This window comes from Chromobacterium sp. Panama (assembly GCF_003052555.1).
Classification (GTDB): Bacteria; Pseudomonadota; Gammaproteobacteria; order Burkholderiales; family Chromobacteriaceae; genus Chromobacterium.
Map to the genome: position 1 here is coordinate 1,946,798 of NZ_QARX01000001.1, position 26,193 is coordinate 1,972,990.

The 26,193-nt window shown below is 63.1% G+C and carries 26 protein-coding genes; 9 read left to right on the plus strand and 17 right to left on the minus strand.

Annotated elements, in window-relative coordinates:
* The first annotated feature begins 14 nt into the window (after window positions 1–14).
* The 3 genes from DB032_RS08780 (at window position 15) to DB032_RS08790 (ending at window position 3,461) form a co-directional block, all read left to right on the plus strand.
* The gene (locus DB032_RS08780; protein WP_107799139.1) at window positions 15–1,037 is read left to right on the plus strand and encodes an aromatic ring-hydroxylating dioxygenase subunit alpha; all 1,023 of its coding nucleotides are present in this window, start codon (window positions 15–17) and stop codon (window positions 1,035–1,037) included.
* Between the two features lie 51 nt (window positions 1,038–1,088).
* Entirely contained in the window at window positions 1,089–2,048 is a 960-nt protein-coding gene (locus DB032_RS08785; RefSeq protein WP_107799140.1) for a PDR/VanB family oxidoreductase, read from the plus strand.
* A gap of 138 nt (window positions 2,049–2,186) precedes the next feature.
* Entirely contained in the window at window positions 2,187–3,461 is a 1,275-nt protein-coding gene (locus DB032_RS08790; RefSeq protein WP_107799141.1) for an MFS transporter, read from the plus strand.
* A 200-nt stretch (window positions 3,462–3,661) separates the two neighbouring features.
* Here DB032_RS08790 and DB032_RS08795 read toward each other — a convergent pair whose 3' ends face one another.
* The 16 genes from DB032_RS08795 to DB032_RS08870 form a co-directional block, all read right to left on the minus strand.
* On the minus strand, window positions 3,662–4,558 hold the full coding sequence (locus tag DB032_RS08795; protein ID WP_107799142.1) for an alpha/beta fold hydrolase: 897 nt from the start codon (window positions 4,556–4,558) through the stop codon (window positions 3,662–3,664).
* Between the two features lie 192 nt (window positions 4,559–4,750).
* Window positions 4,751–5,332, minus strand: a complete 582-nt coding sequence (locus DB032_RS08800) for a uracil-DNA glycosylase family protein (RefSeq protein ID WP_107799143.1) — start codon at window positions 5,330–5,332, stop codon at window positions 4,751–4,753.
* A gap of 12 nt (window positions 5,333–5,344) precedes the next feature.
* Window positions 5,345–6,508 (minus strand): cell division protein ZapE, encoded by a 1,164-nt coding sequence (gene zapE / locus DB032_RS08805; RefSeq protein WP_107799144.1) that lies wholly within the window; start codon window positions 6,506–6,508, stop codon window positions 5,345–5,347.
* A gap of 170 nt (window positions 6,509–6,678) precedes the next feature.
* Window positions 6,679–7,302 (minus strand): thiol:disulfide interchange protein DsbA/DsbL, encoded by a 624-nt coding sequence (locus DB032_RS08810; RefSeq protein WP_158274268.1) that lies wholly within the window; start codon window positions 7,300–7,302, stop codon window positions 6,679–6,681.
* A 51-nt stretch (window positions 7,303–7,353) separates the two neighbouring features.
* Window positions 7,354–7,686 carry a hypothetical protein gene (locus DB032_RS08815; protein ID WP_107799146.1) on the minus strand — a complete coding sequence of 111 codons (333 nt, stop codon included), beginning with the start codon at window positions 7,684–7,686 and terminating at the stop codon, window positions 7,354–7,356.
* A 291-nt stretch (window positions 7,687–7,977) separates the two neighbouring features.
* On the minus strand, window positions 7,978–8,289 hold the full coding sequence (locus tag DB032_RS08820) for a hypothetical protein (RefSeq protein ID WP_146176616.1): 312 nt from the start codon (window positions 8,287–8,289) through the stop codon (window positions 7,978–7,980).
* A 266-nt stretch (window positions 8,290–8,555) separates the two neighbouring features.
* Window positions 8,556–9,884 (minus strand): amidase, encoded by a 1,329-nt coding sequence (locus DB032_RS08825; protein ID WP_107799148.1) that lies wholly within the window; start codon window positions 9,882–9,884, stop codon window positions 8,556–8,558.
* Between the two features lie 185 nt (window positions 9,885–10,069).
* Window positions 10,070–10,528: a hypothetical protein gene (locus DB032_RS23620; protein ID WP_146176617.1), complete on the minus strand. Its 459-nt coding sequence runs from the start codon at window positions 10,526–10,528 to the stop codon at window positions 10,070–10,072.
* Between the two features lie 263 nt (window positions 10,529–10,791).
* Window positions 10,792–11,598 (minus strand): hypothetical protein, encoded by an 807-nt coding sequence (locus DB032_RS08835; protein ID WP_158274269.1) that lies wholly within the window; start codon window positions 11,596–11,598, stop codon window positions 10,792–10,794.
* Window positions 11,599–11,780: 182 nt separating this feature from the next.
* Window positions 11,781–12,164, minus strand: a complete 384-nt coding sequence (locus tag DB032_RS08840; RefSeq protein ID WP_146176619.1) for a hypothetical protein — start codon at window positions 12,162–12,164, stop codon at window positions 11,781–11,783.
* Window positions 12,165–12,560: 396 nt separating this feature from the next.
* Entirely contained in the window at window positions 12,561–13,118 is a 558-nt protein-coding gene (locus DB032_RS08845; RefSeq protein WP_146176620.1) for a hypothetical protein, read from the minus strand.
* Window positions 13,119–13,132: 14 nt separating this feature from the next.
* Window positions 13,133–15,631 carry a fimbria/pilus outer membrane usher protein gene (locus tag DB032_RS08850; protein WP_146176621.1) on the minus strand — a complete coding sequence of 833 codons (2,499 nt, stop codon included), beginning with the start codon at window positions 15,629–15,631 and terminating at the stop codon, window positions 13,133–13,135.
* Window positions 15,632–16,339 (minus strand): fimbria/pilus chaperone family protein, encoded by a 708-nt coding sequence (locus tag DB032_RS08855; RefSeq protein WP_107799154.1) that lies wholly within the window; start codon window positions 16,337–16,339, stop codon window positions 15,632–15,634.
* Between the two features lie 89 nt (window positions 16,340–16,428).
* On the minus strand, window positions 16,429–17,088 hold the full coding sequence (locus tag DB032_RS08860; protein ID WP_107799155.1) for a DUF1120 domain-containing protein: 660 nt from the start codon (window positions 17,086–17,088) through the stop codon (window positions 16,429–16,431).
* Window positions 17,089–17,269: 181 nt separating this feature from the next.
* The gene (locus DB032_RS08865) at window positions 17,270–18,217 is read right to left on the minus strand and encodes an alpha/beta hydrolase (protein WP_107799156.1); all 948 of its coding nucleotides are present in this window, start codon (window positions 18,215–18,217) and stop codon (window positions 17,270–17,272) included.
* Between the two features lie 171 nt (window positions 18,218–18,388).
* Complete coding sequence (locus DB032_RS08870; protein ID WP_199225856.1) at window positions 18,389–18,991, minus strand: response regulator; 603 nt, start codon at window positions 18,989–18,991, stop codon at window positions 18,389–18,391.
* 140 nt (window positions 18,992–19,131) lie between these two features.
* On the opposite strand from DB032_RS08870, the gene DB032_RS08875 reads away from it, so the two are divergent.
* The 6 genes from DB032_RS08875 (at window position 19,132) to DB032_RS08900 (ending at window position 25,258) form a co-directional block, all read left to right on the plus strand.
* Entirely contained in the window at window positions 19,132–22,068 is a 2,937-nt protein-coding gene (locus DB032_RS08875; RefSeq protein ID WP_158274270.1) for a hybrid sensor histidine kinase/response regulator, read from the plus strand.
* An 84-nt stretch (window positions 22,069–22,152) separates the two neighbouring features.
* Window positions 22,153–22,482 (plus strand): DHCW motif cupin fold protein, encoded by a 330-nt coding sequence (locus DB032_RS08880; RefSeq protein ID WP_048411883.1) that lies wholly within the window; start codon window positions 22,153–22,155, stop codon window positions 22,480–22,482.
* 146 nt (window positions 22,483–22,628) lie between these two features.
* Window positions 22,629–23,507 carry an alpha/beta fold hydrolase gene (locus DB032_RS08885; RefSeq protein ID WP_107799158.1) on the plus strand — a complete coding sequence of 293 codons (879 nt, stop codon included), beginning with the start codon at window positions 22,629–22,631 and terminating at the stop codon, window positions 23,505–23,507.
* Between the two features lie 45 nt (window positions 23,508–23,552).
* A complete protein-coding gene (locus DB032_RS08890) occupies window positions 23,553–24,260 on the plus strand; it encodes an aspartate/glutamate racemase family protein (RefSeq protein WP_107799159.1) in 708 nt (235 codons plus the stop codon).
* 154 nt (window positions 24,261–24,414) lie between these two features.
* Window positions 24,415–24,843, plus strand: a complete 429-nt coding sequence (locus tag DB032_RS08895) for a molybdopterin-binding protein (protein ID WP_107799160.1) — start codon at window positions 24,415–24,417, stop codon at window positions 24,841–24,843.
* 7 nt (window positions 24,844–24,850) lie between these two features.
* A complete protein-coding gene (locus tag DB032_RS08900) occupies window positions 24,851–25,258 on the plus strand; it encodes a DUF1801 domain-containing protein (RefSeq protein ID WP_107799161.1) in 408 nt (135 codons plus the stop codon).
* Here DB032_RS08900 and DB032_RS08905 read toward each other — a convergent pair.
* Entirely contained in the window at window positions 25,255–26,013 is a 759-nt protein-coding gene (locus DB032_RS08905; protein ID WP_107799162.1) for a hypothetical protein, read from the minus strand. The genes DB032_RS08900 and DB032_RS08905 overlap by 4 nt on opposite strands.
* Window positions 26,014–26,193: the final 180 nt, after the last annotated feature.

The window sequence follows — 26,193 nt, forward strand, 5'->3', positions numbered from 1 at the left end:
TCGAGGAGAACATCATGAGCGATTTCAGCATGGAACAAATCGACGCCTATCTGGCCAAGGGCCTCAAAGACCGCTGGCACATGGTCTGTCCCTCCCGCTTCGTCGGCGACCGCGCCGTCAGCCTGCGCCGCCTCGGATACAAGCTGGCGCTGTGGCGCGAGCCGGCCAACGGCAAGGTCCACTGCCTGGAAGACCACTGCCCGCACCGCGGCGCGCCGCTGTCCATGGGCTTTGTGCTGGGAGACCGCCTGGGCTGCGCCTATCACGGCGTGGAGGTGGACTGCCGCGGCACCGTCACCCGGGTGCCGGGCAGCCCCGGCTGCAAGCTGGAAGGCACCAAGGCCGCTCGCGCTTTTCACGTGGAGGAGCAGGCCGGCATGATCTTCATCTACAACGCCAGCCAAGAGGTGGCCGCGCCGCCTCCGCTGCGGCTGCCGGAGTATCTGAACTCCGACGAATGGAGCCACTTTCCCTGCTATGTGGAATGGGGCAACGACTACCGCTACGTGGCCGACAATGTGATGGACCCGATGCACGGTGCCTTCCTGCACAAGCAATCCCACACCATGTCCGAGGGCGCCAGCCAGGCCGAATTCGCCATCCGGGACCTGGAGCAAGGCTTCGTCTTTGAAAAAACCGGCCAAAAAAACGTCAACTTCGACTGGACCGAACTCATAGACGACGGCACGGCGATGTGGCACCGGCTGGAAATCCCCTATCCCAAGACCGGCGGCCCCGGCGGCAACTTCACCATCATCGGCATGTACACCCCGATCAGCCGCGAACTGTGCGCCGTGGTGTTCTGGCGCTGCCGCAAGGTCAGCGGCTGGCAGCGCGACACCTGGCGCTTTCTGTATAAAAACCGGCTGGAGGCGCGCCACTGGCAGGTGCTGGAACAAGACCGTGTAGCCTTGGAAAACATGGAGCTGGACGCCTGGGACCGGGAGTTCCTGTACCAGCACGATATGGGCATCGTGCGTCAGCGCCGCTATCTGCGCCGCCTCGCCGCCGAACAGATGGCCGCCGCTCAAGGCTGAACCCCGCGTCGGAGCGGCCATGCCGCTCCGCGCCCGCAACGAGATCCCGCCATGACTCAAACCCTGCTCACCCTGCGCCTGGAGGCGATGCGTCGCGAAGCCGACGGCGTGCTCAGCCTGGAGCTGGCCCGGCCGGACGGCGGCCCGCTGCCGCAAGCCGAGGCCGGCGCCCACATCGATCTGCACCTGCCCAACGGCATGGCGCGCAGCTACTCGCTGGTCACGCCGCGCTGCGCGCCGCGCGCCTACGTGGTGGCCGTCCAGCTGGACCGCGCCAGCCGCGGCGGCTCTCTCTACATCCATCAGCAGCTGCGCGTCGGCGCGGAACTGCCGGCTTCCGCGCCCCGCAATCATTTCCGGCTGGAAGAAAGCGCCGGCCAAACCGTGCTGATCGCCGGCGGCATCGGCATCACCCCCATCTACAGCATGTACGCGCGGATGCGCGAACTGGGCCGGCCGGTCAGCCTGCTCTACTGCGCCCGTACCCGCGAACAGGCGGCCCTGGCCGACGACATCGCCCGCGGCGGCCAGCCGATAGACTGGCATATCGACGCCGAAGCCGGCTGCCCGCCCAAGCTCGCCGGCTTTCTGGAGCGCTTCCCCGCCGACAGCCATTTCTATTGCTGCGGCCCCGGCCCCATGCTGGACAGCTTTGAGCAAATATGCGCGGACCTGGCCCTGCCCCATGTCCATATCGAACGCTTCGCCGCCAAGCCCGCCGCGCAGGCCGACGCCGCCGAACGCGCGCCCTACCAAGTGGTGCTGGCCCAAAGCGGGCGCAAGCTCAATGTGGCCGCCGGCCAATCCCTGCTCGACGCCTTGCTGGCCCACGGCGTCAAGGTGGACTGCAGCTGCCGGGAAGGCATTTGCGGCGCTTGCGAAACCCGGGTGCTGGACGGCGAGCCGGAGCACCGCGACTCGGTGCTGAGCCCGGCCGAGCGCCGGGCCGGAAAAACCATGATGATCTGCGTCTCCGGCTGCAAGAGCCGGCAGCTGGTCCTGGATCTCTAAACGCGCGCCCGCAATGGGCGCGACGGTCTCCCCCTTCATCACAACCGGCCCCAAGCGGGCCGGCGGGGAGCCTTTGCGCCCGCCGCCGGCGCGCCTCGAGCGGCGACAAGACCGCCCCACGCAATAGGAGAAAGAGCAATGAACACACGCAATCAACGCTGGCTGGGCGTGGCCACGCTATTCCTGGTGGTCGCCATTTCCTACGTCGACCGGATCAATATCGCGGTGCTGATCACCCAGAACGACTTTCTGCGCCACCTGGGCATCACCGTGCACGATCGCGGCGCGCAAGGGCTGCTGGCCACCGCCTTCATGGCCGGTTACGGCCTGTCCGCCATCCTGTTCACCCCATTTTGCGCCGCTTTGTTCGGCGTGCGCCGCAGCCTGATCTACGGGCTGTGCCTTTGGGGGCTGATCACCTTTGTTTCGCCCTGGTTCAACAGCTACGGCATGTTGCTGACGTCGCGCGCGCTGCTCGGCTTCGCCGAAGGGCCGCTGTTCGCGCTGGGCTCCTCCTATATCAAGGCCCACTTCGACAGCGGGGAAAGCGGCAAGCCCAACGCCCTGTTCAATATGGGCACCGGCCTCGGGCTGGCCGTCGGCTATCCGCTGATCGGCTACACCGTGGCGCTGCTGGACTGGGAATCGTCCTTCCACCTGCTGGGTCTGCTCAATGTGCTGCTGGGCGTGCCGCTGGTGCTGGCCTTCGTGCGCATGCCCCTCTCTTACGCCGCCTTGCCGCGGCCGGAGTCCCCGCGCGCCGCGCTCGCCACCGTGGCCGATCTGTTCCGGGGGGCCTTCCACACCCGCCACATCCTGACCATGACCCTGCTCACCGCCGCTTTTCTCGCCTATCTATGGGGCAGCAGCAACTGGCTGCCGGCCTATTTGCAGCAGGCCCGGGGCTTCTCCCTGCGTGAAATGGGCTGGCTGGCCTCGCTGCCGCAATACGCGGTGGTGCTGGGCGTGCTGCTGGGCGGCCTGCTGCTGGATCTGACCCCGCGCCGCCGCGTGCCTTTGATCTTCATCTTCGCCAGTATGGGCGTGGCGCTGGCGGTGCTGCTGGCCATCAACAGCGCGGACCGCTACACCGCCGCCTATTGCCTGACCGCCGCCGGGCTGTGCTGGGGACTGCAAAGCCCGGCGATTCCCAGCACCGTCCAGTACTACTCGCGGGCCGAGCACGTGGCCTGCGCCTTCGGCATCACCAATGGCGTAGGCGGGCTGACGGCCGGCCTCATGCCGGTGTTGATGGGCTGGCTGATCAGCCTGAGCGGGGACAGCGGCGGCGGCTTCGCCATGGGTTTCGCCAGCCTGATCGGCACCCAGGTGGTGGTGATCGCCTGCGGCCTGGCCTTGCTGCGCGGAGACGCCGTCGCGACGGCTCAGACGCAAGCCAGGCCGGCGGTCTGAGGCCTGCCGGCGTCGGAATGGGAACAGCGCGCCGCGCGCGGCGCTTGTAAACCGGATATCAGAGCGTGTTTACGATCTCGCGAGCTAAGGCGAGACAAGACGTTGCGGCTGAAAAAGCGGAGTGTACACACGGTACATGAGCATTTTGAAGCTGCTTTCAACGCCGTATCGCCGACGCGCAGCAGATCGTAAGCAGGCTCTCAGACGCCGGCCCGCCGCCGCGCGAACTCCAGCCACAGGGCGGCCACCCGGCGCGGCTGTTCCATCATCGGCAGATGGCCCACCTGCTCCAGCACCTGCTTTTCGCTGCCGGCGATGGCGGCGGCGAAGCAGTCCGCGTCCTCCACGTGCAGGATGCGGTCTTCGCGGCCCCAGACAATCAAGGTCGGCGCCTGGATGCTCGCCAGCACCGGCCGCTGATCCACGCTGTCGAACAAATCGTCGAAAATCCTGCGCTCCACCTCGGCGCGTTCCGCCTTGCGCGCCGCCGCCACCTCAATGGCGAAACCGGGCACCGGCGGCGGCCGGTACATCGCCCAGTCCAGCATCGCCCTCACCCCGTCCGCGCTCGTCATCTCCAGCATCGGGTTGTCCCCGCTGCGCTGCCACGACTCGGCCATTTCACTGGCGCTGACACCGGCGCCGGCGGCGTTGAGCAGGGTCAGGCTGGCCACCGACTGCGGATAGCGCGCGGCGAAGTTGGCGGCGATGGCGCCGCCCATGGAATTGCCGATCAGATGGACGCTCTCCACGCCCCAGGCCTCCAGGAAAACGCGCAGCCGGTCCGCCTGCGCCTCCACCCGGTAGCTGATGTCCAGGCCGGACATGCTGTCGCCGTGGCCGGGCAAATCCGGCAGGATCAAACGGAAGGTCTTGGGCAGGCAGCGCGCCAGCATCGCCCAATGGTCTTTCTCCGCGCCGAAACCGTGCAACATCAGCACCGTAGGCGCGCCGGCCGGCGCCGGACGCTCCAGCCAGCTCAACTCGCCCTGCTCCAGCCGCAGCCGCCGCGGCCTCAAGCCGGCCCAGCGCCGCTGCTGGCGCACGCCCCAGTCAAACAACCATTGCTTGCCGTTCCAGATCCAGCGTCGCCACATTGCGGCCTCCTTGGAGAAACATCGATGGTGAATAGTGCTTAGAACGTGTTTACGATCTCGCGAGCAAGAGCGAGACAAGGCGAAAACGAGCGAAAAAGCGGAATGTACAGGTGGTACATGAGCATTTTGAGCTCGGTTTCAACGCCCATTTCTATCCATCCCGCCGACGCGCGGCAGATCGTAAACAGCTTCTCAGCCGCGCTCCAGCACCTCGGCCACCCGCTGCCGCAAAGCCGGCAGCAGCTCGGCCTCGAACCAGGGATGACGGCGGAACCACAGCTGATTGCGCGGGCTGGGGTGCGGCAGCGGCAGCAAGGCCGGCCAATGTTCGCGCCAGCGCTCCACCGCCTCGGTCAGCCGCGGATAGCGGCCCGGCAGGTGATAGCGCTGCGCGTACTGCCCCAGCAAAATCGTCAATTGCAGATGCGGCAGGCCGGCCAGCAAGGGCCGGCGCCAGGCGGCCGCGCATTGCGGCGGCGGCGGCAGATCGCCGGACTTGCCGGTGCCGGGATAACAGAAAGCCATCGGCAGGATGGCGATGCGGGTTTCATCGTAAAACACCGTCTTGTCCACGCCCAGCCAATCGCGCAGCCGCTCGCCGCTGGGGTCGTCGAAAGGCAGGCCGGACGCGTGCACGCGCCGCCCCGGCGCCTGGCCGGCGATCAGGATGCGCGCGTCCGGATGCCATTGCAGCACCGGGCGCGGGCCGTGCGGCAGGCTGTCCGCGCACAGCCGGCAGGCGCGCACTGCTTGCAGCAGGCCGGCGGCGTCCATGTCCGCGGCCGTTTACAGCACCACGCCGACCGGCGGCTGGTCGTGGGTCTGGCCGACGGACTGGTGCGGCAGCTCCAGATAGCTGCGCGATTGCATCTCGGTCAGCCGGCTGGCGGTGCGGAAGAATTCGCCGGCCTGCAGCCCCTCGGTGTACAGCTGTTCCGGCTCGGCGGCGGCGGAGGCCACCAGCTTGACGCGGTTGTCGTAGAACACGTCCACCAGCCAGGTGAAGCGGCGGGCGATGGACGCCTCGCGCGCGGTGATCTTGGGGATGCCGCTGACGAAGACGGTATGGTATTCGGTGGCGATTTCCAGATAATCGGTCTGCGCGCGCGGGCCGTCGCACAAGGCCAGGAAATCGAACCAGATCGCCCCGGCGGCCAGGCGCTTGACCGGAATCTCGCGGCCCAGCACCTCGATGGTGCGTTTTTTCTGCTCCACGCCGTGGCTCAGGCGCTGGAACAGCTGCTCCATCTTCTCCTCGCTGGCCGCGTCCGCCGGCACCATGAACAGCGGTTCGCGCGTCAGCTCGCGCAGCCGGTAATCGTTGCCGCCGTCCACGTTCAGCACTTTCAGCTCGCGCTTGATCAGTTCAATGGTGGGCAGGAAGTTCTGCCTTTGCAGGCCGTTGGGATAGAGGCCGTCCGGCGCGTAGTTGGAGGTGGTGACCAGCACCACGCCGCGCTCGAAAAGCGCCGACAGCAGCCGGCCCAACATCATCGCGTCGGCGATGTCGCTGACGTGGAATTCATCGAAGCACAGCAGACGGGTGTCGCGCGCGATCTTGTCGGCATAGGCCAGCAAGGGGTCCTTGCTGCCGGCCAGCGCGCGCAACTCGCGGTGCACCTCGGCCATGAAATTGTGGAAATGAATACGGCGCTTGCGGCGGTAAGGCACGCAGGCGTAGAAGGCGTCCATCAGAAAGCTCTTGCCGCGCCCCACCCCGCCCCAGAAATACAGGCCTTTGGGCACGTCCGGGCTGCGCAGACTGCGCCCGAGGAAACGGTTGCGCTTGTTCTTGAACTCCACCAGCTGATGCCACAGCAGGTCCAGCTCCTCGATCGCCGCCGCCTGGGCCGCGTCGTGAATGAAGCCGGGTTTTTCGCTGGCGGCCTGATACCAGGCCTTGGGGCTGAGATGGGCGTTCCCATCCGGGGAGAAAGTATGCTGGGACATGGGCGGCGGAGTGTGCAAACGCTATAAACGATACGGTCTGCCATCATACCCCGTTTGGACCTGCGGGCAAAAACGATGCGGCCGCCCGATAAGGCGGCTGCGTGCTCTCAAGAAGCGGCTCAATGCCCGCCGCGCATGGCGATGCGGCATTGAACCGCTTGTCGAAACATTCAGACCTGGCCGTTTCTTTGCGCCCTCACCTTGGCCAGCAGCGCGTCCAGCACTTTCCGCGTCTGCACCGGCTGGGCCGCGGCGAGCACGTATTTGCCGTCCACCACCAGCATGGGCGTGCTGCTAATCCGGTAATCCTTGGTGAACTTGGCGGCGGCTTCCACCTGGGCTTTGACCGCGAAGGAATGGTATACCGCCATGGTCTTGGCGGCGTCCACGCCCGGCTGGCGGCGCAGCCATTTCTCAAACTCCGCCTCCTTGCCCAGATTGATCTTGTCGTGCTGCACCGCGCGGAAGGCGGCCACATGCAAACGATCTGCCAAACCCGCGGCGTTCAGGGTGGCGAACACCCGGGCGAAGCCTTCCATCGGCCGGCCCCACACCACATGCTTGCGCACCACGTTTACATCCTTGGGCTGAGCCTTCAACCAGGCCGTGATCGCGGCGTCCTGAGCGTAACAATAGTGACAGGGATAGGAGAAAAACTCCGCCACCTCGATCTTGTCGCCGCTGGACACCGGATGCGGCTTGGGCAGCACCAGGTAATCCTTGCCCACCGTCGGCTGCGCTTGCGCCGCGCCCAAGGCCAATAAAAACCAGCACAACAGCAAAAATGCTCTCATGAAAACTCCGCTCATATGGAATCCGCCGCCGGCCGGCCGCCCCAGTCAGATTCAGGCCGTGGCCAGCAAAGTCGGCACCTCGGCCGTCTTTTCCACCTTGTTCAGCTTGGGCTCGGTCTTGCCCAGCGAGCGCAGGCGCTGCAACTCTTCCCTCAACAGCTTGATTTCTTCCTGCATTTTCTGGCGCATGTCCGCCTCCGCCTTGCGTACGTCCAGGCTCAGTTTTTTGTCCATTTCCGACGTCAACTTCTCATCGAGAAACGATTCGTACTTTTTGAACAACTCATCGCGGTAAACATCCAGCTGCAAACGCAACATGAGGTTTTCCTCCTCCATTTCGGCCAATTTGTGCTGGAACTGGGCGACATTCATATTGAAGTTCATGCTTTCTCCTAGCAGATGGCTCGCAAACGGCGCGATCAGCTCGTGCCGACAGGCCGGAGCGGGATTCCGGTTAAAAAAATATCCCTCTCCACGCAGGGAGAGGGAGGCAAACATAATGGGTTTGCAATAGACACTAGGCAGCTCAACACCGGGGGATCGGCGTGAGACCCTATGCGGCAGGGCGCCGCACAAGATGAGGCAAGTATGCGCAAGCGCGCCGTCAAAAAATATCTGACCAGTACGAAAAGCCGGCCCTGACGCGCGGTTGCGCGCGCATCGCCGCGGCGGGGCTCAAACCAGGCGGTTAAGAACGTTCAAGCCCTGGCTCAGCCGCTGCTGCACCGGCTCCAGCAAGGCCGCCGCCTCCTCGCTGCTGAACAGCAAGGGTTCGTCGCGACGTTGCAGCACGGTCAGAATGGCTTGCAAACCGACATGGGCTGAGCGGATCTCCATCAAGCCCTGCAACAGGCAGGCGTCCATCTCCGCGCACTGCAAAGCCATCTGCCGGCCAAGATGAAACAGCGCGTGCTGATCCGGCTGGGCGTCGAGCAAATCCTGGTTCAACAGCTTCAGTTGCTCCATCATGGGTAATTGGCCTTTCATCATCGTTCTCCTTAGACCCGCTAACAAAACCCCTGATCCTGCGTTGCGCCTCCTTGCCGTACGACTTGTACTGCCTGCGTCGGCGCGCCTTGGCTCAGGTTCTCTGCGAGGTTTTGTTCGCGGCTCTTAATGAACCTGTTCAACGTCTGCCACATCGCATGATGAGTGCCGGCTTCAGAACGCTCATGCCCCACTTGCGCACTCCGCTTCTTCAGCCGTTTTCGCCTTGTCTCCCTCTCGCGCGCCAGACCTTGAACCGGCCCGGTTCAACACTCCAACACGCGCTCAATGCCGGCGGCGATTTTCAGGGTATGGGTATCGCGGCCATGCAGCCCGCACACGCTCAAACCGATCTGAGCCGTCAGCGGCAGGCTGAGCGCGCAGCCGTCCAGCAGATTGGCCACAGCGCTGTTGCGCTGAGCCAGCCGGTTCAAACGGCCGTAGTCCTCGTCGTCGTCCAGCTCCGCCAGCCTGGGCGGCAGAATCGCCACCGTGGGCATCAGCCAGGCGTCGGCCATGGACAGGCGATGCGCGGCGACGGCTTGCAGCGTGCGGCGACGCTCCAGCAGCTCCAGATACCTGACTGCGCTCTGACCAGCCCCCTGCCGCAGATGTCGGACCACGCGCGGGTCGTAGTAAGCGCCGTCCTCGCTCTCCAGCCGCTCGCCATGCTCGTGCCAGGCCTCGGCCGCCGCCAGTCCGCCCTGGGCGTCCATGTCCGCAATCCAGCCAAGCTCGGGGAAATCGAAACGTATGATGCGGGCGCCGGCCTGGGACAAACGCGCCAGGGCCTCGTCAAAAGCCTGGGCCACGGCGGGGTCCAGATGGTCTGCAAGATAGTCTTCGGTCACGTAAAGCCGGCGTTTTTTCACGTCGGGGGGCTGACCGCGCGCATGAGAGGGCGTCCAGCCGCTGCTGAGCACCGCGTCCAGGATGGCGCAGCAAGAAACCGAGTGCCCCAGCGTTCCGATGGAATCCAGCGACGGCGACAAGGGCAGGCAGCCCTGCATCGGCACCCGCTTCGCCGTGGGCTTGAAGCCGACCAGGCCGCAAAAGGCGGCGGGAATGCGCGCCGAGCCGCCGGTGTCCGAGCCCAGCGCGGCAACGCTCATGTCCAGGGCCACGCTGACAGCCGCGCCGGAACTGGACCCGCCCGCCACGCGTTCCGGATCGCCGGGATTGCGCGGGGTGCCGTAATGCGGATTCAAGCCCAGGCTGGAGCAAGCGAACTCGCTCATATTGGTGCGCCCCAGCAGCACCGCGCCGGCCGCGCGCAGCTTCGCCACCACGGTTGCATCCTGCTGCACCGGCGGATTTTGCTTCCGCACCACGGAGCCGGCGGTGGTGATCTGGCCCTGGACGTCGAACAGGTCTTTGACCGACAGGGGAAGACCCGCCAGCGGCGTGGGATAGAGACCGACGGCGTCGATCTGCCGGGCGGCGGCCAGCGCGGCTTGGGCGTCCACATGGGTAAACGCCGCGCCTCCTGCCGCCCTATGGCCGGCGATGACGGTCAGCGCCTGCTCCGTCAGCGCCACGCTGCTGGTTCTGCCCAATTGCAAATCCCGATGCAACTGCATCACGGTCGCTTTCATGCCGTGCCCTCCCCGGCGTTGACGCGGCGGGCATCTCTCCCCTGCGGTTTCTCCACCGACGCCCGGCTGCGGCGCGCCCCAAACTCATGATGTTGCGACATGACGATCTCCCGACTACATGCGATGGCTAAAGTGAACTCCTCGTGAAAATGTGAAATCCGCGCGCAGGCGCGGGCCGCCCTTGTTTACCGGGCGGCGTCCGGCTTCAAGCACGGCGCGGCGGCGGCCTCCGAATGGGCCGGCGCGGGCGGCGCGGTCTTGAGCGCCTCATCAGTTTCGATGTAAAGGGTTTGCAGGCGGGCGGCGCAATCGTCCAGCACCTCAAGCGAGAGGCGCGCCAACAATTGCAGATGGGACGGTTCGCTGCCGCTGCGCTTGGCTTGAATCGCCATGAGCGCGGAACGCAATACAGTGAAGCAATTCAAGGCCTGCGCGCAAGCAAACGCGGTTTGGGACAGCAAGTACTGGCGTTCTTGGCAAGCGGCCGGGGGTGGTTTGGCAAAAGCGGGGGAAAAATCAGAAGGAGTCATTGCAGTCTCCAAGTCAGCTTTGGAAGCCTGCTCGGATACGAGCAGGAGCGTGACAAGGTGGCAAGACCGGTTCTCCGTGATGTCGACCGGCAGCCCCGAGAGGCTCCCTGCCACGCCCTGCCCAGATGCAGATGCGTGGCAACAGACGTGCGGCGCCCGGGTGGACGCAACATGACTGCGATCACGGAGATTGATAGGCTTGCCTGCCCGGCGCGGCGTTATTTGGCGCAGCGCGAGGCAAAGAGTACTGAGACGGGGGCGGAGCGTCAAGCCGGAGACGGCCGCCCGGCCAGGCGGGAGATCAAACGGGGGAAATGAAGAAGCGGTTCAAAGCCCGGCAAGCCAAAGCGGGACTTTGAACAGCCTCTTGGCAGGCTTCAAATGGCGGACAGCAGCTTCAACACGGCGGCGGACAGCCGCTCCGCGCGCAACTCAATGCCATGCTCGGGCGTACCCGTATCGTGCCATCGGCTGTCAATGATATTGCTGACCGCCCGCAGCACCAGCACCGGCGTGGAGCCCAGCCGGCTGGCGGCGCGCATCACGCCGGAGGCTTCCATCTCAATCACGCCGCCTCCCAACTCCAACATCAAGGGAAATAGGGAGGAAGGGACTGGGAACTGGTTGCTGCTGAAGATCAGCCCCGGCTTCACCCCAGGCAGCGCTGTCAGCTTCTCCAGCCAATAGCGGTCCACATCCCATTCCGTCTCCAGCGGAGCATGGGTATTGCTGTTAAACAGGCAGGATTCAAACAGCGTGCCTTTCAGGATCTTGTCGATGCCGTAAAGATCCATCTGCACGACTTTGCTGCCGGCGACGACATCGCCTATCTCCCAATGATCTCCCACTGCGCCTGAAGTCCCCAGCAACAAGACCAGATCGATATCCCGTTGCAGCAGCACAGCTTGAGTGGTCAAGGCGGCGTCTTCCGTGCCCACCCCGGTTTCGGCCAGATAGAGCTGGTGGAGATTGTATTGAAGGCTGCGACAGGACAAAGCGCCGAGCATGGGCTCAGGCTCCCACGCGGCGGACAGCTGTTGCGACAGCCGGGCGGATTCGGCGGGAAAGGCCGACAATAGCAAGATATTCATGTTGTGCCCTAATAAGAGCCTGTTCAAAGTCTCGCGAGCAAGAGCGAGACAAGGCGAAAATGAGCGAAAAAGCGGAATGTACTCGTGGTACATGAGCATTTCGAAGCGGTACTCACCGTGTGACGTCTCACGACGCGCGGCAGAGCGTAAACAGGTTCTGAGAGAGCCCATTGCGGATACGCCTGCGCCCCTGGAACCAGGCCGTGAACAGCCTGCCGGCGCCGGCTTGCTCAAGGCCGATTTCATCGGCTGATCTTGAGCCCGCGGACGCAAACCTACCAATGATCTCCGGAGGCTCCGGATAGCACGGTGTGCTGAGGGGACTTACGCGCTTCTGTCGGCAAGGCGTAAGCGCGCCATGGGGCGTGCATGGATCTCAGAACATCCTGCTCGCACAAACCAGAAGCAAGCCGCAAGACAATGGTGGTCATTCCATTGTCCGCCTTGATCCCCTCCACCGAAAAAGCCGCGCTATGGGTGACAATGCCTTCAATATCGCCCTGGCTTAAGGTGATGTCGCTGACTTTATGATGGCCAATGCCGATGCTTAGCTGAATGTGCTGGTTCTCATGGGAAAACGCGTTGAGTAAAGAGTCGTCGACTGCGACCTGAAATGACTTCAGCATGATTTCTATACCTTTGCCTAAGAGCGTACTCATGACCTGGCCAGCAAGAGCGAGACAAGCCGAAATCACAACTGACATGCCTCACGGCCAGGAATAATGCTAGGCGCAACGCTACGCTTAATTTTTCCGGATTTTAATAGGACGGGTACTAAATTAAGGCAGCAAAGGATATTTCATATCGATACCGTTTTTGACAGCGTTCTCTTCTCGCCAGCAAGGCCCGGCAGACGCAAGGCGGGATTGGGAATCTGTTGGCGGCCCTACAGGCTTGAGACATCAGTGGGCGGAGAAAAAGTCAGGCTCAGCCCAAGCGCTTAATCGGTTCAGGCCCGCCCAAACAGGAACGACGCCAGGAGCGGCTAACAAACCCCTGAGGCTGCGTCGGCGGGTCTTGCCTCAGCCGTAACGCTGATTTTTATTAACCGCTCTTTAACGGTCGTCCCTCTCCAGCAACAGGCGCCCGCCGCTGCTCAAATGCTCCACATCCCGCGCGCGCAGCGTATCGGCCGTCACCTGGGCGTCCACCCAGATTTGCGCGGTAAACAGCTTGCCGCGCGCCGGCTTGCCGTCCGCCACCGCCCATATTTTATGTTCGGCGTCCACCGCCACCTCCGCCGCAGCCTGCTCCAGCGCCGCCTGTCCGGTACGCACGGCGGCCAGCAGCACCGGCTGGCCGTCCAATTGCGCCGCGCCCATGCTCATCCGGTAGTGGCCCTTGCCGTTCCACAAGGCCATGCCCTTGGCGGCCGGCTCCGCCTCCAGCCGCAGCCGGATGGCGCTTGGCTGCTCGCATTGAACGCTCAGCGTCATCCGCCGCTTGCCCAAAGCCAACACCCCGGACTTGGCCCTCTTGAACTGGCCTTTGTTCAACACGCCGTAATCCAACTGCTCGCCGCTCAAGCGCATCACGCAGTTGTCGGCCAACACGGCCTGGCACAAGAGCAGGCCGACCAGACCGGCCGTTGCCCGCTTAATCATCGACTTCATTCCTTGCTCCTCGCTCACGCTTCCGCCCGGCATACCGCGTTCAACTGCTCGTAAAACACCTGCTCGTCCACCGTCTCCGGCAGCGCGAAATCCAGCTGGCAGCGGTTGCCGTTGGGCGTGGTCACGGTCAGAACTTGCCCGGGCTCGGCATTGTCCAGAAACACCTTGCCGCCCTCCACCACGGTGGTGACGAAACGGTTGTCCGCCGTCAGCACCGATCCGCCGGCGCTCAGCGGCTGGCCCAAGCTATCCTTGACCTCCAACAACACGCGGCGGGTCTGGAACACGTCGAACTCCACATGACGCACCGCGCCGCGGCTGACCTTCAGCTCCTTGTAGCCGTTTTTGAGTTCCACCGTGCGCGGCAGGCTTTTCACATCCACTTCCAGCCGGCTGACGTCATAAGCCGTCAAGCTGGGGATCACCGCACGGCCGCCGGCATCGGTCCATACCGCGCCGCCCGGCGTGTTGACCCGAACCCCGGACACCTTGCCGGTGGACAACACGCCAAAGCTGTCCTGGATCTGCGCCGGGGAGGCGGTGACGCCGTCGCGGTGGAAGGCCAGGCCGCCGCTCAGCCCGGCGGAAAAATGGCGGCCGGCGTAGTTCTGCCCCATGCCCAGCCGGGCGCTGGCGTAACGCGGCTGCACGTTGACATTGGCGCTCACCCCAGTGCCGCGGCGGCTCTGTTCCGCGCTCAACTGATAACCCCAATACTCGTTGACGGTTTCGCTGACCGAGGTATTCAAGCTGGTGTCGCCGCCGCTGCTGCGCACCGTGCTGTTGATGCGGCGTTTTTCCAGCGGCAGGCTGAAGTTCAGATACCAGGCTTGATAACGGCGGCCGTCAAAGGAGTTGCGGCCGTTCTCCACGTTCAGATTCAGCGACATCCGCTTGAAGGAGCGGCCCCAGCTGCCCAGCCAGCGGCTGCTGACATGCCCGTCAAAGCTGCGGCTGGTGGAATAGGACAGCCGGAAGCTGCCGGCGCGCTGATGGCTCCAGCCCAGGGAGGCGGAATACTGGGCGCGGGTGCGGCGCTTGCGCGCTTGGCCGGCTTGCTCTCGACCGTAAGCCGTCGTCGCCTCGCCCAGATCGCGGTAGCCCTCGGATTGAAACGAGGCCGATAAGGAGGCGCTCATCGCCTCGCTCATCCGCGTGCTCATCGCCCAGTTGGATTGATGGCCAAACACGCCCTCTTCCCGCGCCAGGGAAGCCACGCCGCGCGCGCTCAAGGTCGTGTCGGCGCCCAGGCCGATATCCGCCCCCAGGCCCAGGGCCTGGTATTGCGGCGTGCCGAGCGCGCCCAGCGTCCCTTGCGCCCGTTGTCCCAGCGCCCAACTGCCGGAACCGGTCAGCAGCAAAGGCTCCAGACCATCGTCGGCAACATCACGCAAACGGCCCATGGCCAGCGAATAACCCAGCGGCGCAGCCGCATCCAAGCCCAGGCTTGCCGCCGGCACCGTGAAGCGCCGCTCACCGCCGTCGCTCTCCGCCACCGTCACTTCCAGATCGACATGGCGGTTGTTGAGGCGGATATGGTCAAAAGAGAAGGGCCCGGCCGGCACTTGCGCAATATGGATCAACACCCCCGCCTGCCGCACCTCCACCCGCGCCACGCTATTGGCGATGCCCTCCACCCGCGCGCCGGGGCCGCCCTGCTCCAGGCCGCTCTCCGGCGTCCACTGCGCGCCCAGCAACTGGCCGGCGGCAAATAGCGGGCTGTCGACATTGATCACACCCAGTTGCAGACGCGCGCGCTGGGAGACGAAGGAGCGTTGGGCGTAAGCGCCCAGATCGCTGAACTGCCCTTGACCGTTATTGGAGTAGTAGAACTGGCGGCTGCGCACAATCCAGTCGCCAATATTGACGCCGGCCTCGGTGTCCAGCGACAAGCTGCGGCTGCCGCTGCCCAAGCCCTGATAGCTGCTCGCGCTGAGGTCGTAGTTCAGCATGCCGCCGACGCCGCCGCTTTCCAGCTGAATCTCTTCTTGCGGCTGCGGCAGGATGGCCGCGGTGGGCACCAACAGCGCCACTCGGTTCAGATTGGGGTTTAGTTGCACCTGGGTTTGCGGCCAAGCGCCGACAAAGTCGTAGCAGGCCGGCGCCACGGAGACGCCCTCCGCCTCATCCGGCGGTGGCCCTTGCAAGCGCGCCTGTTCCAACAAAGCCGGGCTGAAGCACAACTGGCCTTGCGCATCGAACTCCGCCTCCACCTCGCCCAACGCCTCGCCATTGAGCGACAAACTCACTGGCTGACGCCCCTCGGCAAAGCGCGGCTTGCCGCGAAAGTACTCGGCCAAGGCCGGGTCCAGACCGCGCGCGCGCAAAACATCGGCGTCGAACATCGCCTCTTCGGCCGCTTCGGCGCCCAATGCCAGCGACGGCGTCGCGCCCAAGGCCAGCAGCAAGGCCGCCGCCAGCGGCCGGCGTTTCCAAGGCCTCGTCGGCAGCTGAGTGCCCGTCCACGCCTCCCCACGCCCGCAATAGGCCGGGAGCTCTTGCCAAACCGCCAATTAGCCGGCCTTGGCCGTCAAAGGCGCGTCGTAGCTGTCCACGCTGAAGCCATACATGGTCGCCGGGTACAGCCTTACCACCTCGGCCTTGCTATCCGTAACCGGGAACGATAACGTCTGCCCCGGCAGCACATAGCTGCGCCCCAGCTGCACCACAGTACCCTGCGGCTGGAGGTTCACCACTTGCGCCATCCGCACCACATAAGGGCTGTCGTTAGCCAAGGTCAGCTGGCCGTCACTCAAGGACCACTTTAATAATTTCCATGGCTCGCGGTTTTCCGACAAGCCTTTGGGATGAATCACCAAGGGTAAATTTTGCCGCACAGCAATACCCACCGTTGCATCTCCCTCTTGCAACTGCTCTGGAATGCCCTCAAAGATCACTCGCTTCAATCGCTGCGTCAGTAATGGCTGCTTATGTTGCAACATGAAACGTACTTGCTGCTGTTCACCCGCTTCGACACGTGCTACCGGAGGTGTCAGCATCACGATATTGCCCTTATCTTCGGGTAAATTTTCAATTACCGAATACAATAACAATGGCTTTTGCTCTGTATTTTTCAACAACATTGCCCCCCCTCCTTCACTCTCTCTTAATAGCACCACAGATGTCTCCGGAAAAAAACCTGCGGCAATCACCATCGTAGACAATGAAAAAGAAATAGCCCACACTCCAATGAACATAAAAAAGCGGTTTAACAACAACATCTTTACACCCCAAACCAATTAACACAAACAACGAAAACTGCCCTCAGCATACACTAAGAGCAGTCCAAAATTACTCAATCATTACAAAATCATATGTAGTGCACATCCATCGTCACCAGTCCATCAAACTCAACCACATCCTTAACATCCAACTTGGATGTGGGGGAGATATTTACCTCATTACCATAACTCACCACATAGCTCACAAAAGGAATTGGCGCCTTCTTAACGTCATCATACACAGTGTAATATGCATCTGACTTCACAATCTTAGACGCGGCTTGGACCCATGACTTATTATCCGCGCTCTCCGCAGTCACGAAGCTTGCGACATCACCCTTGTCATTCTTCAAAATACCTTTCGTGTTAGAAATATTGAGCTTATGGTAACCAATAAATTGACCATTACTTGAACCAAGCCCGAAGTTTTCAGCCCCAGAAACAGATACTGATTCAGCTCTATTATCTACAAACCTCCAAGAAACTGCAGTAGGGGCTTCACATACAATTTCAATAGGCTTCACTGTATTTCGTGCCACGCGATGATGCTCATCCTTTTTCAGATCTTTTGCCAAAATATCAGGATAATCAAACGTCTTACCACTTGAGCTATTTACATTAACAACGCATGCAGATGGCACAATACGACCTTTTACTTCGAATTGCGCAGATCCAGCCAGCCCACCCTGAGCTACGGCCAAACCAGAGGCAGAAATAAAACCCGCGCACAGAAAATAATTCATCTTCATAAAAATTCCACAACATCGTCAAAAGGAAAACAATAATAAGTCCACGAAAACTATTAAGCCATCTGACCAGTACGAAAACACATCAATCAATTATTTAAATTTTGACAAAAATTCACACACCAACCCTAAAAGAAAACATCAACTTTATTATTAACAATTTTTATAGAAATTAAATTAAAAATCAAAAACCTGCTATATATTTAACCAACATTGACCACTCCGCACTATCACGCCGATAACAAGCATCATGATCTCCCCCCTTCATAAATAACTTGGCTTTAGGCTGAGGACTGAGCTGATATAGGCGTTCGCCCAACTCCATCGGCACCACCTCGTCGCCGGAGCAATGGATGAATAGTTTCGGCGCGGCAATGGCCGGCAGTTTGGAATAGGAGGAGAAGTTATGGCGGATCAGCGCGTCAAACGGCAGCCATGAGGCGGTATAGGATTTGGCGATGTCCGCGACGGACAAGAAGCCGCCGTCGATAATCACCCCGTCCACGCCCAGCGACACCGCCGCCATATCCATGGCGATGGCCCCGCCCAGCGAGTGGCCGTACACCAGGTGCTTGGACGCCTCCGGCGCCAGCTTCTTGAAGGCCTGCCAGGCCACCCTGGCATCGGTGTAGACCGAACGCTGCGAGGGCAGATACCAGGCGCCGTCGCCGTAGCCGCGGTAGTCGATCGCCATCACCGCCAAGCCCAGCCGACGCAGGCTGAGGATTAAATCGACATCGGTGTGCAGCGTGCTGTCGTTGCCGTGCAAGAACAGCACCGCCGGCGCGGCGGGCGATTCGGCCGGCAACCACCATGCATGCACCAGGCCGCCGCCTTCCGTCTTGGCAACCGGCAACCAGGTTTCCTGGTAAGTCACCCCGTAATCTTGCGGGGTTTTGCCGGTTTGATACGAGGGGCTGAGGATGAAGTATCGTTGCGCCAGCTCCCATAAGCTCAGCGCCAGCAAAACGGCGGCCAACAAGGCCAGGATTCTTTTAAACGCGCCCATGCGCACACCAGACTTTGAAACGCCACCCGCCATCAACAGAGCACCCAGTTCAATATAAACGCCATGCTCGCCTGTCTGCCGTCTTTCAGGCCCAGGCGAAATCCAATCCGGCAGCTTAGCCATGCTCGGTGCGGGGGGATATTTGACCAGTACGAAATGCGCGCCGCGCGGCGGGGATCACACCTTAAAACGACTATACTGGCCGGCCTATGCCTTAGCAGACACGCAGGATGCGCGGGAACCCGCGGCGGGGAAGCGGCACCAAGAAAGGGCCGCCGGGAGAAAAGAAAGGTATCAGGGCTTGAACAGCAGCAGCAGGTCCGCGTCGCGCTCCGCGCCCAGTTTGCGCATGGCGCTGGCTTTCTGGGTACTGATGGTTTGCTTGCTGCGCTTGAGTTTGGCCGCGATGTCGTTCACCGTCAGGCCGGCGACGAAAAGCCGCACCACTTCGGCTTCGCGCGCGGTCAAGGCGCGCTTGTCGGCGGGCTGGGCCAGGTGGTCGGCCTCCAGCAAACGCTCCACCGCCGGGGAGAAGTAGGCCGTTTTGGCCATGGCGCCGTACACCGCCGGCAATAGGTGCTCGATGGCGTCGGATTTGCTCAGGATGCAGTGAATGCCCAGGCCGCGCAGCGAGCGCACCACCAGGGCGTTGTCCATCATGGTGAGCACCACGATGCCCAGTTCCGGGTACAGCCGGCGCAAGCGCTCGAACATGGCCGCGCCGTCGCCGGATTCACAGCCGGGCATGGAGTAATCGGACACCAGCACGTCGCAAGGCTGGCTGGCCAGCATGTCCCACAGAGCGGTGGCGCTATTGGCCTTGCCCGCCACGCGGATGGAGCGCTGCCCTTGCAAGGCGTGCTCCAAGCCGCTGAGCACCGAGGGATGATCATCCACTAAGAAGACTTTTATTTCCGCTGTCGCCATGTCGTTCACATGAAATTTAAACAATTGTTTTCAAGACATTCTATTTTTATAGCTAAGCAAATATCCTGAAAATGGTCAACCGCCCAGCCAAGCCCCACGCCGAAAACCGTATGCGCAACTCAAGCCAGCCCTCCCCTCAAAGCCAGCCGCTCAGCCGCCTGCGGCGCATCCAGCGCATTACTTTGTTTGGCGGGGGCGTCGCCATTTCTCTGGCGCTGCTGGCTTTGACTTTGCTGACGCTCTGGCTGGCCGGCAAGGAAATGCTGGCGGACCGGCACCGGATGTTCGATGCGGAAAATACGACGCTGAAGGTACTGCTCAGAGGGCATGCGATCGATCTCCACCACCAGGTCAGCCAGGCCGAGACGGCATGGAAGGCGCTGCCCAAAGCCAGCCCGGCGCTGCAGCGCCAATTCACCGCGCAGAATGGGGAAGCCTGGCTGCAAGCCTCCCGGGCTCACCCTCCGATGCTGGCCTTGGGCAAGCTCTCCGCCCCCTACCCGGCCCCCCGTTTCGAACCTTATCTGGCGCTGGCGGAACATGCCGCCAGCGCGATGTGCGGCGGCGATTGCGAGTTGAGAAAATCGGTAACCGTTTCTTTGTATAGTCCGGACCAGCGGTTTCTGGCGATTATCTCCCCCAGCTTCTCCTCTGCGGCGCCCGCCCAGCTAGGCAGCAAAGAAACGCTCTGGCAAAGGACTTTCACCAATATGCCCAATCCAACGGCCGCCAACGGCCAAGCCGGCCGTCAGCCGGCTTGGCTGGCCGCCGTCGCCGCGCCGCTGACCCGCCGGCCCGCCATCCGTCTGGCGCAGGCCGCCGTGGTGGACGGCGCGCCTGTCGCCGTGTTCGTCAGGGATATCCGCATCGATAACTTGCTGAATACCTGGCGGCCGGACATCAGCGATGAAACCACCTTGCTCGCCAGTCCTATGGGGCCGCTTCACATCAGCTTTGGCTGGCAAGCGCAGCAAGGCGTGAAGCTGATCGCAAGGCTCCGCGCCATGGACCTGCCCGTAATCAACGACGCGGTATCCGATATCCAGTATCGCGACGGCCTGTTCATCCTCCGCGCCCGTCTGCCCACCCCGGGCTGGGTTCATATTCAAGTCTTCCCATGGTATAGCCTGCTGAATGATTTGAGGCTGCCGCTGATCATTGATCTCAGCACGCTGCTGGTTGCCTTGACTTGCTTATGGACCTTCATTCTGTTGCTGGATCGCAAGATCTTCAAACCGGCTTTTTCCAACGCCCAACGCATTTTTGAAAGCGAGAACCTGAACCGCATCATGGTGGACACCGCACCCTCGGGCCTGACGCTGCTGTCCATCGCGGACGGCACGGTGCTGCTGGAAAACGAGGTGATGCGGCAATGGACGCGGATGGGTTCAATTGCCCGCTCCTCCCTGCACCTGCAGTTGCTGGACACCCACCAGACCGCGTCCCCGCTCGGCACCACGCCTTGCCACCGGGACATCCAGTTTGAGCTGGCGGACGGCAGCGCCATGGAGCTGCACAGCACCACCATGGCCACGCATTACCAGGGCATCCGGGTTCTGCTGTGCAATGTGGTGGACATTACCCCGCGCAAGGCGCTGGAGCGCCAGCTGGAAAGCGCGCGCCAAACGGCGGAGGCGGCCAGCCAGGCGAAATCTTCCTTTGTGGCCATGGTCAGCCATGAAATCCGCACCCCGCTGCACGCCATCGTCAGCAGCCTGGATTTGCTCGGCCGCGCCCAACTGGCCGCGCCGCAACAACAGCGCCTGGCGGTAGCCAATCATTCATCCCAGGCCTTGCTGGCCATCATCAACGACATTCTGGACTTGTCCAAGGTGGAGTCCGGGCTGATGAGCGTGGAGCGGATTCCCTTCGATCTGGCCGCGCTCGGCCGCGAAGCGGCGGCCAGCATGGAGCCGCTGGCCCGCGCCAAGGGCCTGGAATTCTCCTGCATGATAGACGCGCAATTGGCGCCGGCTTATCTGGGCGATCCCGGCCGCGTCCGGCAGATCATGCTGAATCTGCTGGGCAACGCGATCAAGTTCACGCTCAGCGGCGAGGTATTGCTGGAGGTCTATCCGCAGGATGACGACCGCGCGGATTCGCCGGTGCGCATCGGCGTGACGGACAGCGGCGTGGGCATCCCCGCCGAGTACCACGACCAGGTGTTCACCGAGTTTTCCCAGGCGGACGCCTCCATCACCCGCCGCTTCGGCGGCACCGGCCTGGGCCTGTCGCTCTGCAAGAAACTGGCGGAATTGCTGACGGGCACGATTGAATTCACCTCCACTCCCGGGGTGGGCAGCACCTTTGTCGTGACCCTGCCCTTGCCGCCCTGCGCCGCCGCGCCGGCTGCCGAGCCGCCCGCCGTCGCGACCGGCCCGGCCGCGCCGGCGGCCCGCATCCTGGTGGTGGACGACCACCCGGCGATCCGGGCGCTCATCCAGGACCAGCTCCGCGAGCTGGGCCATCAGGCGGACACCGCCGCCAACGGCGCCACCGCGCTGGCGCTGGCCGCCCGTCAGGCCTACGCCCTGGTGCTGACCGATCTGAGCATGCCTGACATCAGCGGTTACAGCCTGGCCCGGGCGCTACGCGACAGTGGCTTCGCCGCCCCCATCGTCGCCATCACCGCGCAGGCCGGCAGCACGGAACAGCCGCTCTGCGCTCAGGCCGGCATCGACGAGCTCATGCTCAAGCCCTTTACCCTGGAAGAGCTGGACCGCGTGATCCGCAAACGCCTGGCCTTGCGCCCCGCCGAAGACCGCCCGGCCGCCAGACCGCCCGCGCCCTTGTCCGCCGCCCGGCGCGCCGAACTGCTGGACGCGCTGGATCATTCCCTGCGGCTGATGAGGCAAGCTTTGGAACAGATGGACACCGCCCCGCTGACGCAGCAGTTGCACGCCACCAAGGGGGCTTTCGCCATGGCCGGCTTGGCGCCGGTGGCGGAGCTGTGTACGGAAATCGAGCAAGCGGTGGCGGCCGGCCTGCGCGAAGAAACCGGCGCGCTGCTGGATCGGCTGGAGGCGCTGGCGCACGCAAAACTTTAAACAGGCTCTAAGACCGCTATCGCGGCCCGGGGACATCGGCGACAATGGCCAGGCGCTTAGACCCCCTACCCAAGAGGAGCCGCCATGAAAATATCCGATCTTCCATTCGGTATCAGCGATTGGTCCGCGCTGGAGCCCACCCAGCATGCCGGCGAAACCGGCTGCGCCTATTGGCGCACCCAGCGCTTCGGGGACATCCGCGTCCGCATGGTGGAATACACGCCGGGCTACCGCGCGGATCACTGGTGCGTCAAAGGCCACATTCTGCTGTGTCTGGAAGGGGTGCTGCACACCACGCTGGCGGACGGCCGCAGCTTCACCTTGACGCCCGGCCTCAGTTACCAGGTGGCCGACGACGCGGAACCGCATCTGTCCCATACCGAAACCGGCGCCAAGCTGTTCATCGTCGATTAAGGCCGGGCGCGCCGGCTTCCGCCCTTTTGCCGCACCCTCGGAACGGGCTTGCGGCAAGGGGAGGAAGCGCCGAGCGCCATTTCCTTTGAAAAGATCACGCCGCGAGCGCCTGCCGCGGCGGCTCGTCGGAACCGGGACATCCAGCGATGACAAACGAGGTGCTCATCCGGCTGCTCAGCCAAGATCAGGTCTCCCTGGCGCTGTGGAAGATCTCCAGCCCCGCCTCCCAGCCGCGTCATCTGTTCATGACGCACGGCACTTTTTCGGATAGGCGCATCTGTCTGGGCCTGGCGAGACATCTGGCGGAGCGGGGATTCACTTGCTGGATTCTTGAATGGCGCGGCCACGGAGACAGCCAGCGGGACCCGCCTCCTTTCAATTTTGAGACCGTCGCGCTGTTTGACGTGGCCGCGGCGCTGCGCTACCTGCTGGAAGAGGAAGGGATCACCCGCCTCCACTGCGTGACCCACAGCGGAGGGGGGCTGGCGCTGGCGATGTGCTTGTTGCGCCATCCTCATTTCAACCAAGCCATCGGGAAAATAGCGCTCTTCGCCTGCCAAGCGGGCTATGCCGCCCAGACGCCCTGGCGACGGCTGCGCCTTATCGGCATGAGGGAAGCCTGCCGCCTGGCGGGCAGGCTGCCCGGGAAAAGGCTGGGAATCGGCGTTCAGGACGAGTCCTGGCACATGATGCGTCAATGGTTTGACTGGAACATCCACAAACGCTTCAATGGCGCAGACGGCTTTGATTATCTGCGGCGTTTACCGCAAATCTCAGCGCCCATCCTCGCGGTCTTTGCCGAAAACGACTCTCTCATTGCCCCGCCCTCCGCCTGCCGGCAGTTTCTGGCGGCCTTTAAAGGGCAAGAGAACCAGGCGCTATTCTGCTCGGTCGCGGCCGGGTTCAGCGCGGGCTACAACCATGCCAGGGTGATGCACTCCTCCTCCGCCAGCAAGGAGGTGTGGCCCTTGCTGCTGGACTGGCTGGAAAAACCCGAGGCCCGCGCGCTCGCCGCAGTAACTTGATCCCTCCCTCGCTCCGTATCTTTTATAAACAGCTTAAGGAACGCCATGAGAACCCTCGGCCTGCTGGGCGGCATCAGTTGGGTATCGACGCTGGATTACTATCGCTATCTGAACGAAGGCGTCAACACGGCCCTGGGCGGCCTCAATTTTGCCGAGTGCGTCGTCTACTCGCTGAATTTCAACGATATCCAGCAGCGCGGCTGGGACGACTGGGAGCACACCTATGCGCTGCTGCTCAAAGGCTGCCTGCATTTAAAAGCCGCCGGGGCCGAGGCCATCGTGCTGTGCGCCAATACCGCGCATGTCGTGGCCGAGCGCCTGGAAACGGCCGCGGGCCTCCCCATCCTCCATATCGCCGCCGCCACGGCGCGGGAAGTCGCCAAGCAGCGGCTGCGGACCGTGGGACTACTCGGCACTCAATTCACCATGGAGCTGCCGTTTTTCCGGGACAAGATGCGGCAACACGGCATCGAGACCTTGATCCCGGAGGCGCAGCACACCCGCGATTTCATTCAGCGCACGCTGCGCGACGAACTGGGCCGCGGCCTGGCGTCACCGGCCACCAAGAGCGCTTATCTGGAGGCGATCCAACAGTTGATAGCACGCGGAGCCGAAGGCATCGTCTTCGGCTGCACCGAACTGCCACTGCTGTTGAGTCCGGCCGACGTGCCGGTGCCGGTGTTCGACACCACCCGGATTCATGTCGAAGCCGCGCTTGAGTTCGCGCTCGCGGACGCCGCTGGCCGGCGATAGACGCCGAGCCGCGGCTGTTCTCGGTCTCGCGGCCCCAGGCGAGACCTTGGACGAACCTTAGGCCGAAATAGCTGCCAACGCGCCGCCCGCTTCCGCATATACTGTCCGCACATCGCCAATGACGCCCCCACCCATCCGACATCAAGGACATCCGATGCTCACCAGCGCCCGTAATCAGTTCGCCGGCAAAGTCACCGCCATCCATCCTGGAGCGGTCAACGACGAGATCGACCTCACCCTGCCGGGCGGCGAGGTGATCACCGCCGTCATCACCCAGCGCAGCACCGCCAACCTGGGCCTGACCGTGGGCTGCGACGCGCTGGCCATCATCAAGGCCCCCTGGGTGATCCTGGCCAATCCCGAAGCCGGCATCAAGCTCTCCACCCGCAACCGCCTGGAAGGCCGGGTGTCCGCGCTGCGTCCGGGCGCGGTCAACGCCGAGGTCGAAATCCGTCTCAACGGCGGCGACGCCCTGGTGGCCATCGTCACCCAGGAGAGCGCGGACGACCTTGGCCTGGCCGTCGGCAAAGCCATCGTCGCCTTCTTCAAAGCCTCCCACGTGATTGTCGGCGTCCGGATCTGAGCCCGGCATGAAGCCCTCTTCCGCGGCCGAGCGCGCGCCGGCCTCCGTCCTGATAGACCGCAGAATCGCCGAACTCGGCGACTGGCGCGGCGCGGCCTTGGCGCGGATGCGGCGGCTGATCCGGGAAGCCGCCCCGGACGTGATCGAAGAATGGAAATGGATGGGCACCCCGGTCTGGTCCTTGCGGGGCATCCTCTGCACCGGCGAGTCTTACACTTCCGTCGTCAAACTGACCTTCATCAAAGGCCCGGCGCTGCCGGACCCGGCCCAACTGTTCAACGCCAGCCTGGACGGCAAGGCCAGGCGGGCGATCGATATCCGCGAGGGCGAGGACGTGGACGCGGAGGCGTTCAAGGCGCTGATTCTGGCCGCCGTCGCGCTCAATGCCGGCGGTGGCAAAAGCAAGCCGGCCTAGAACCTCGACCGCTCCGCGGCCGCGCGCCTGTCTCGCAGATAACGCCACACGCCGTTCAGAATGGCCGTCGGCGACAGCTCGGCCATGGCCAGCAAGCCGTGGCCCTCATGGTAGTCCGGGTTGTGCTCGACAAAATAGCGCGCCGCCGGGCGCGGGTGCTGCAGCCAGAATTGCCGGTCGGTCTGGCTGTCCCGGGTCAAAATGCCCAGCTTCACCACAAAGGGGCGCTCCGCCGCGGGCACCGCCATGCCGAAACTGCCGCACAACTCCGCCGCCAGCCGCGCCAGCGGCTGCTCCATGCCCCGCTCCGGGCTGGGCCACATGCCGGCGGCGTACTTGTGCATCTGGATGAAGCTGGACGGATGGATCATCGCGCCCAGGAAATACATGGGCCGCCACGGGCTGCGCAGCCAGTAGCGCAACATGCAGCCGGCCAGGAAAGGCATATTGCTGTTGCGGCCGCGGTAGTCTTTGAGCAGCCCGGCCTGCCCGCGCAAAACCTTGACTTCGCGCCCCGCCGCGCGGCGCTGGAACAGGTGGACGGCGCAATAGCCCACCGCCTGACCGTGTTCGCCGCGATGCAGCAGGATGCTGCTGTGCTCGGACTCCGGCAACACCATCTTGCGGAAGGCCGCCCGGTCCATGCCGCTGAAAACGGCGTCGTGCACTTGATAGGCTTCATCCACCAGGCGCTCGCGCCCGGCCATGGTCAACAAGTGCGGATATAGGGTGTCTGAGTGAGTGATGGTGCCCATGGCTCCTCGCGCGGGGTGGGACGTCGAAACGCAGCGCATGGTAAGCAGCGGGTCCGGACATCACCACTGACAGATATGCCAATGTTGTTTTTAATTCACTCAAGACCGCCGGCCCGCGCCCAGGCCAAGCATGAAAAAACCCCGCCAAGGCGGGGTTTGTCTTTGCACGTTGCGGATCAG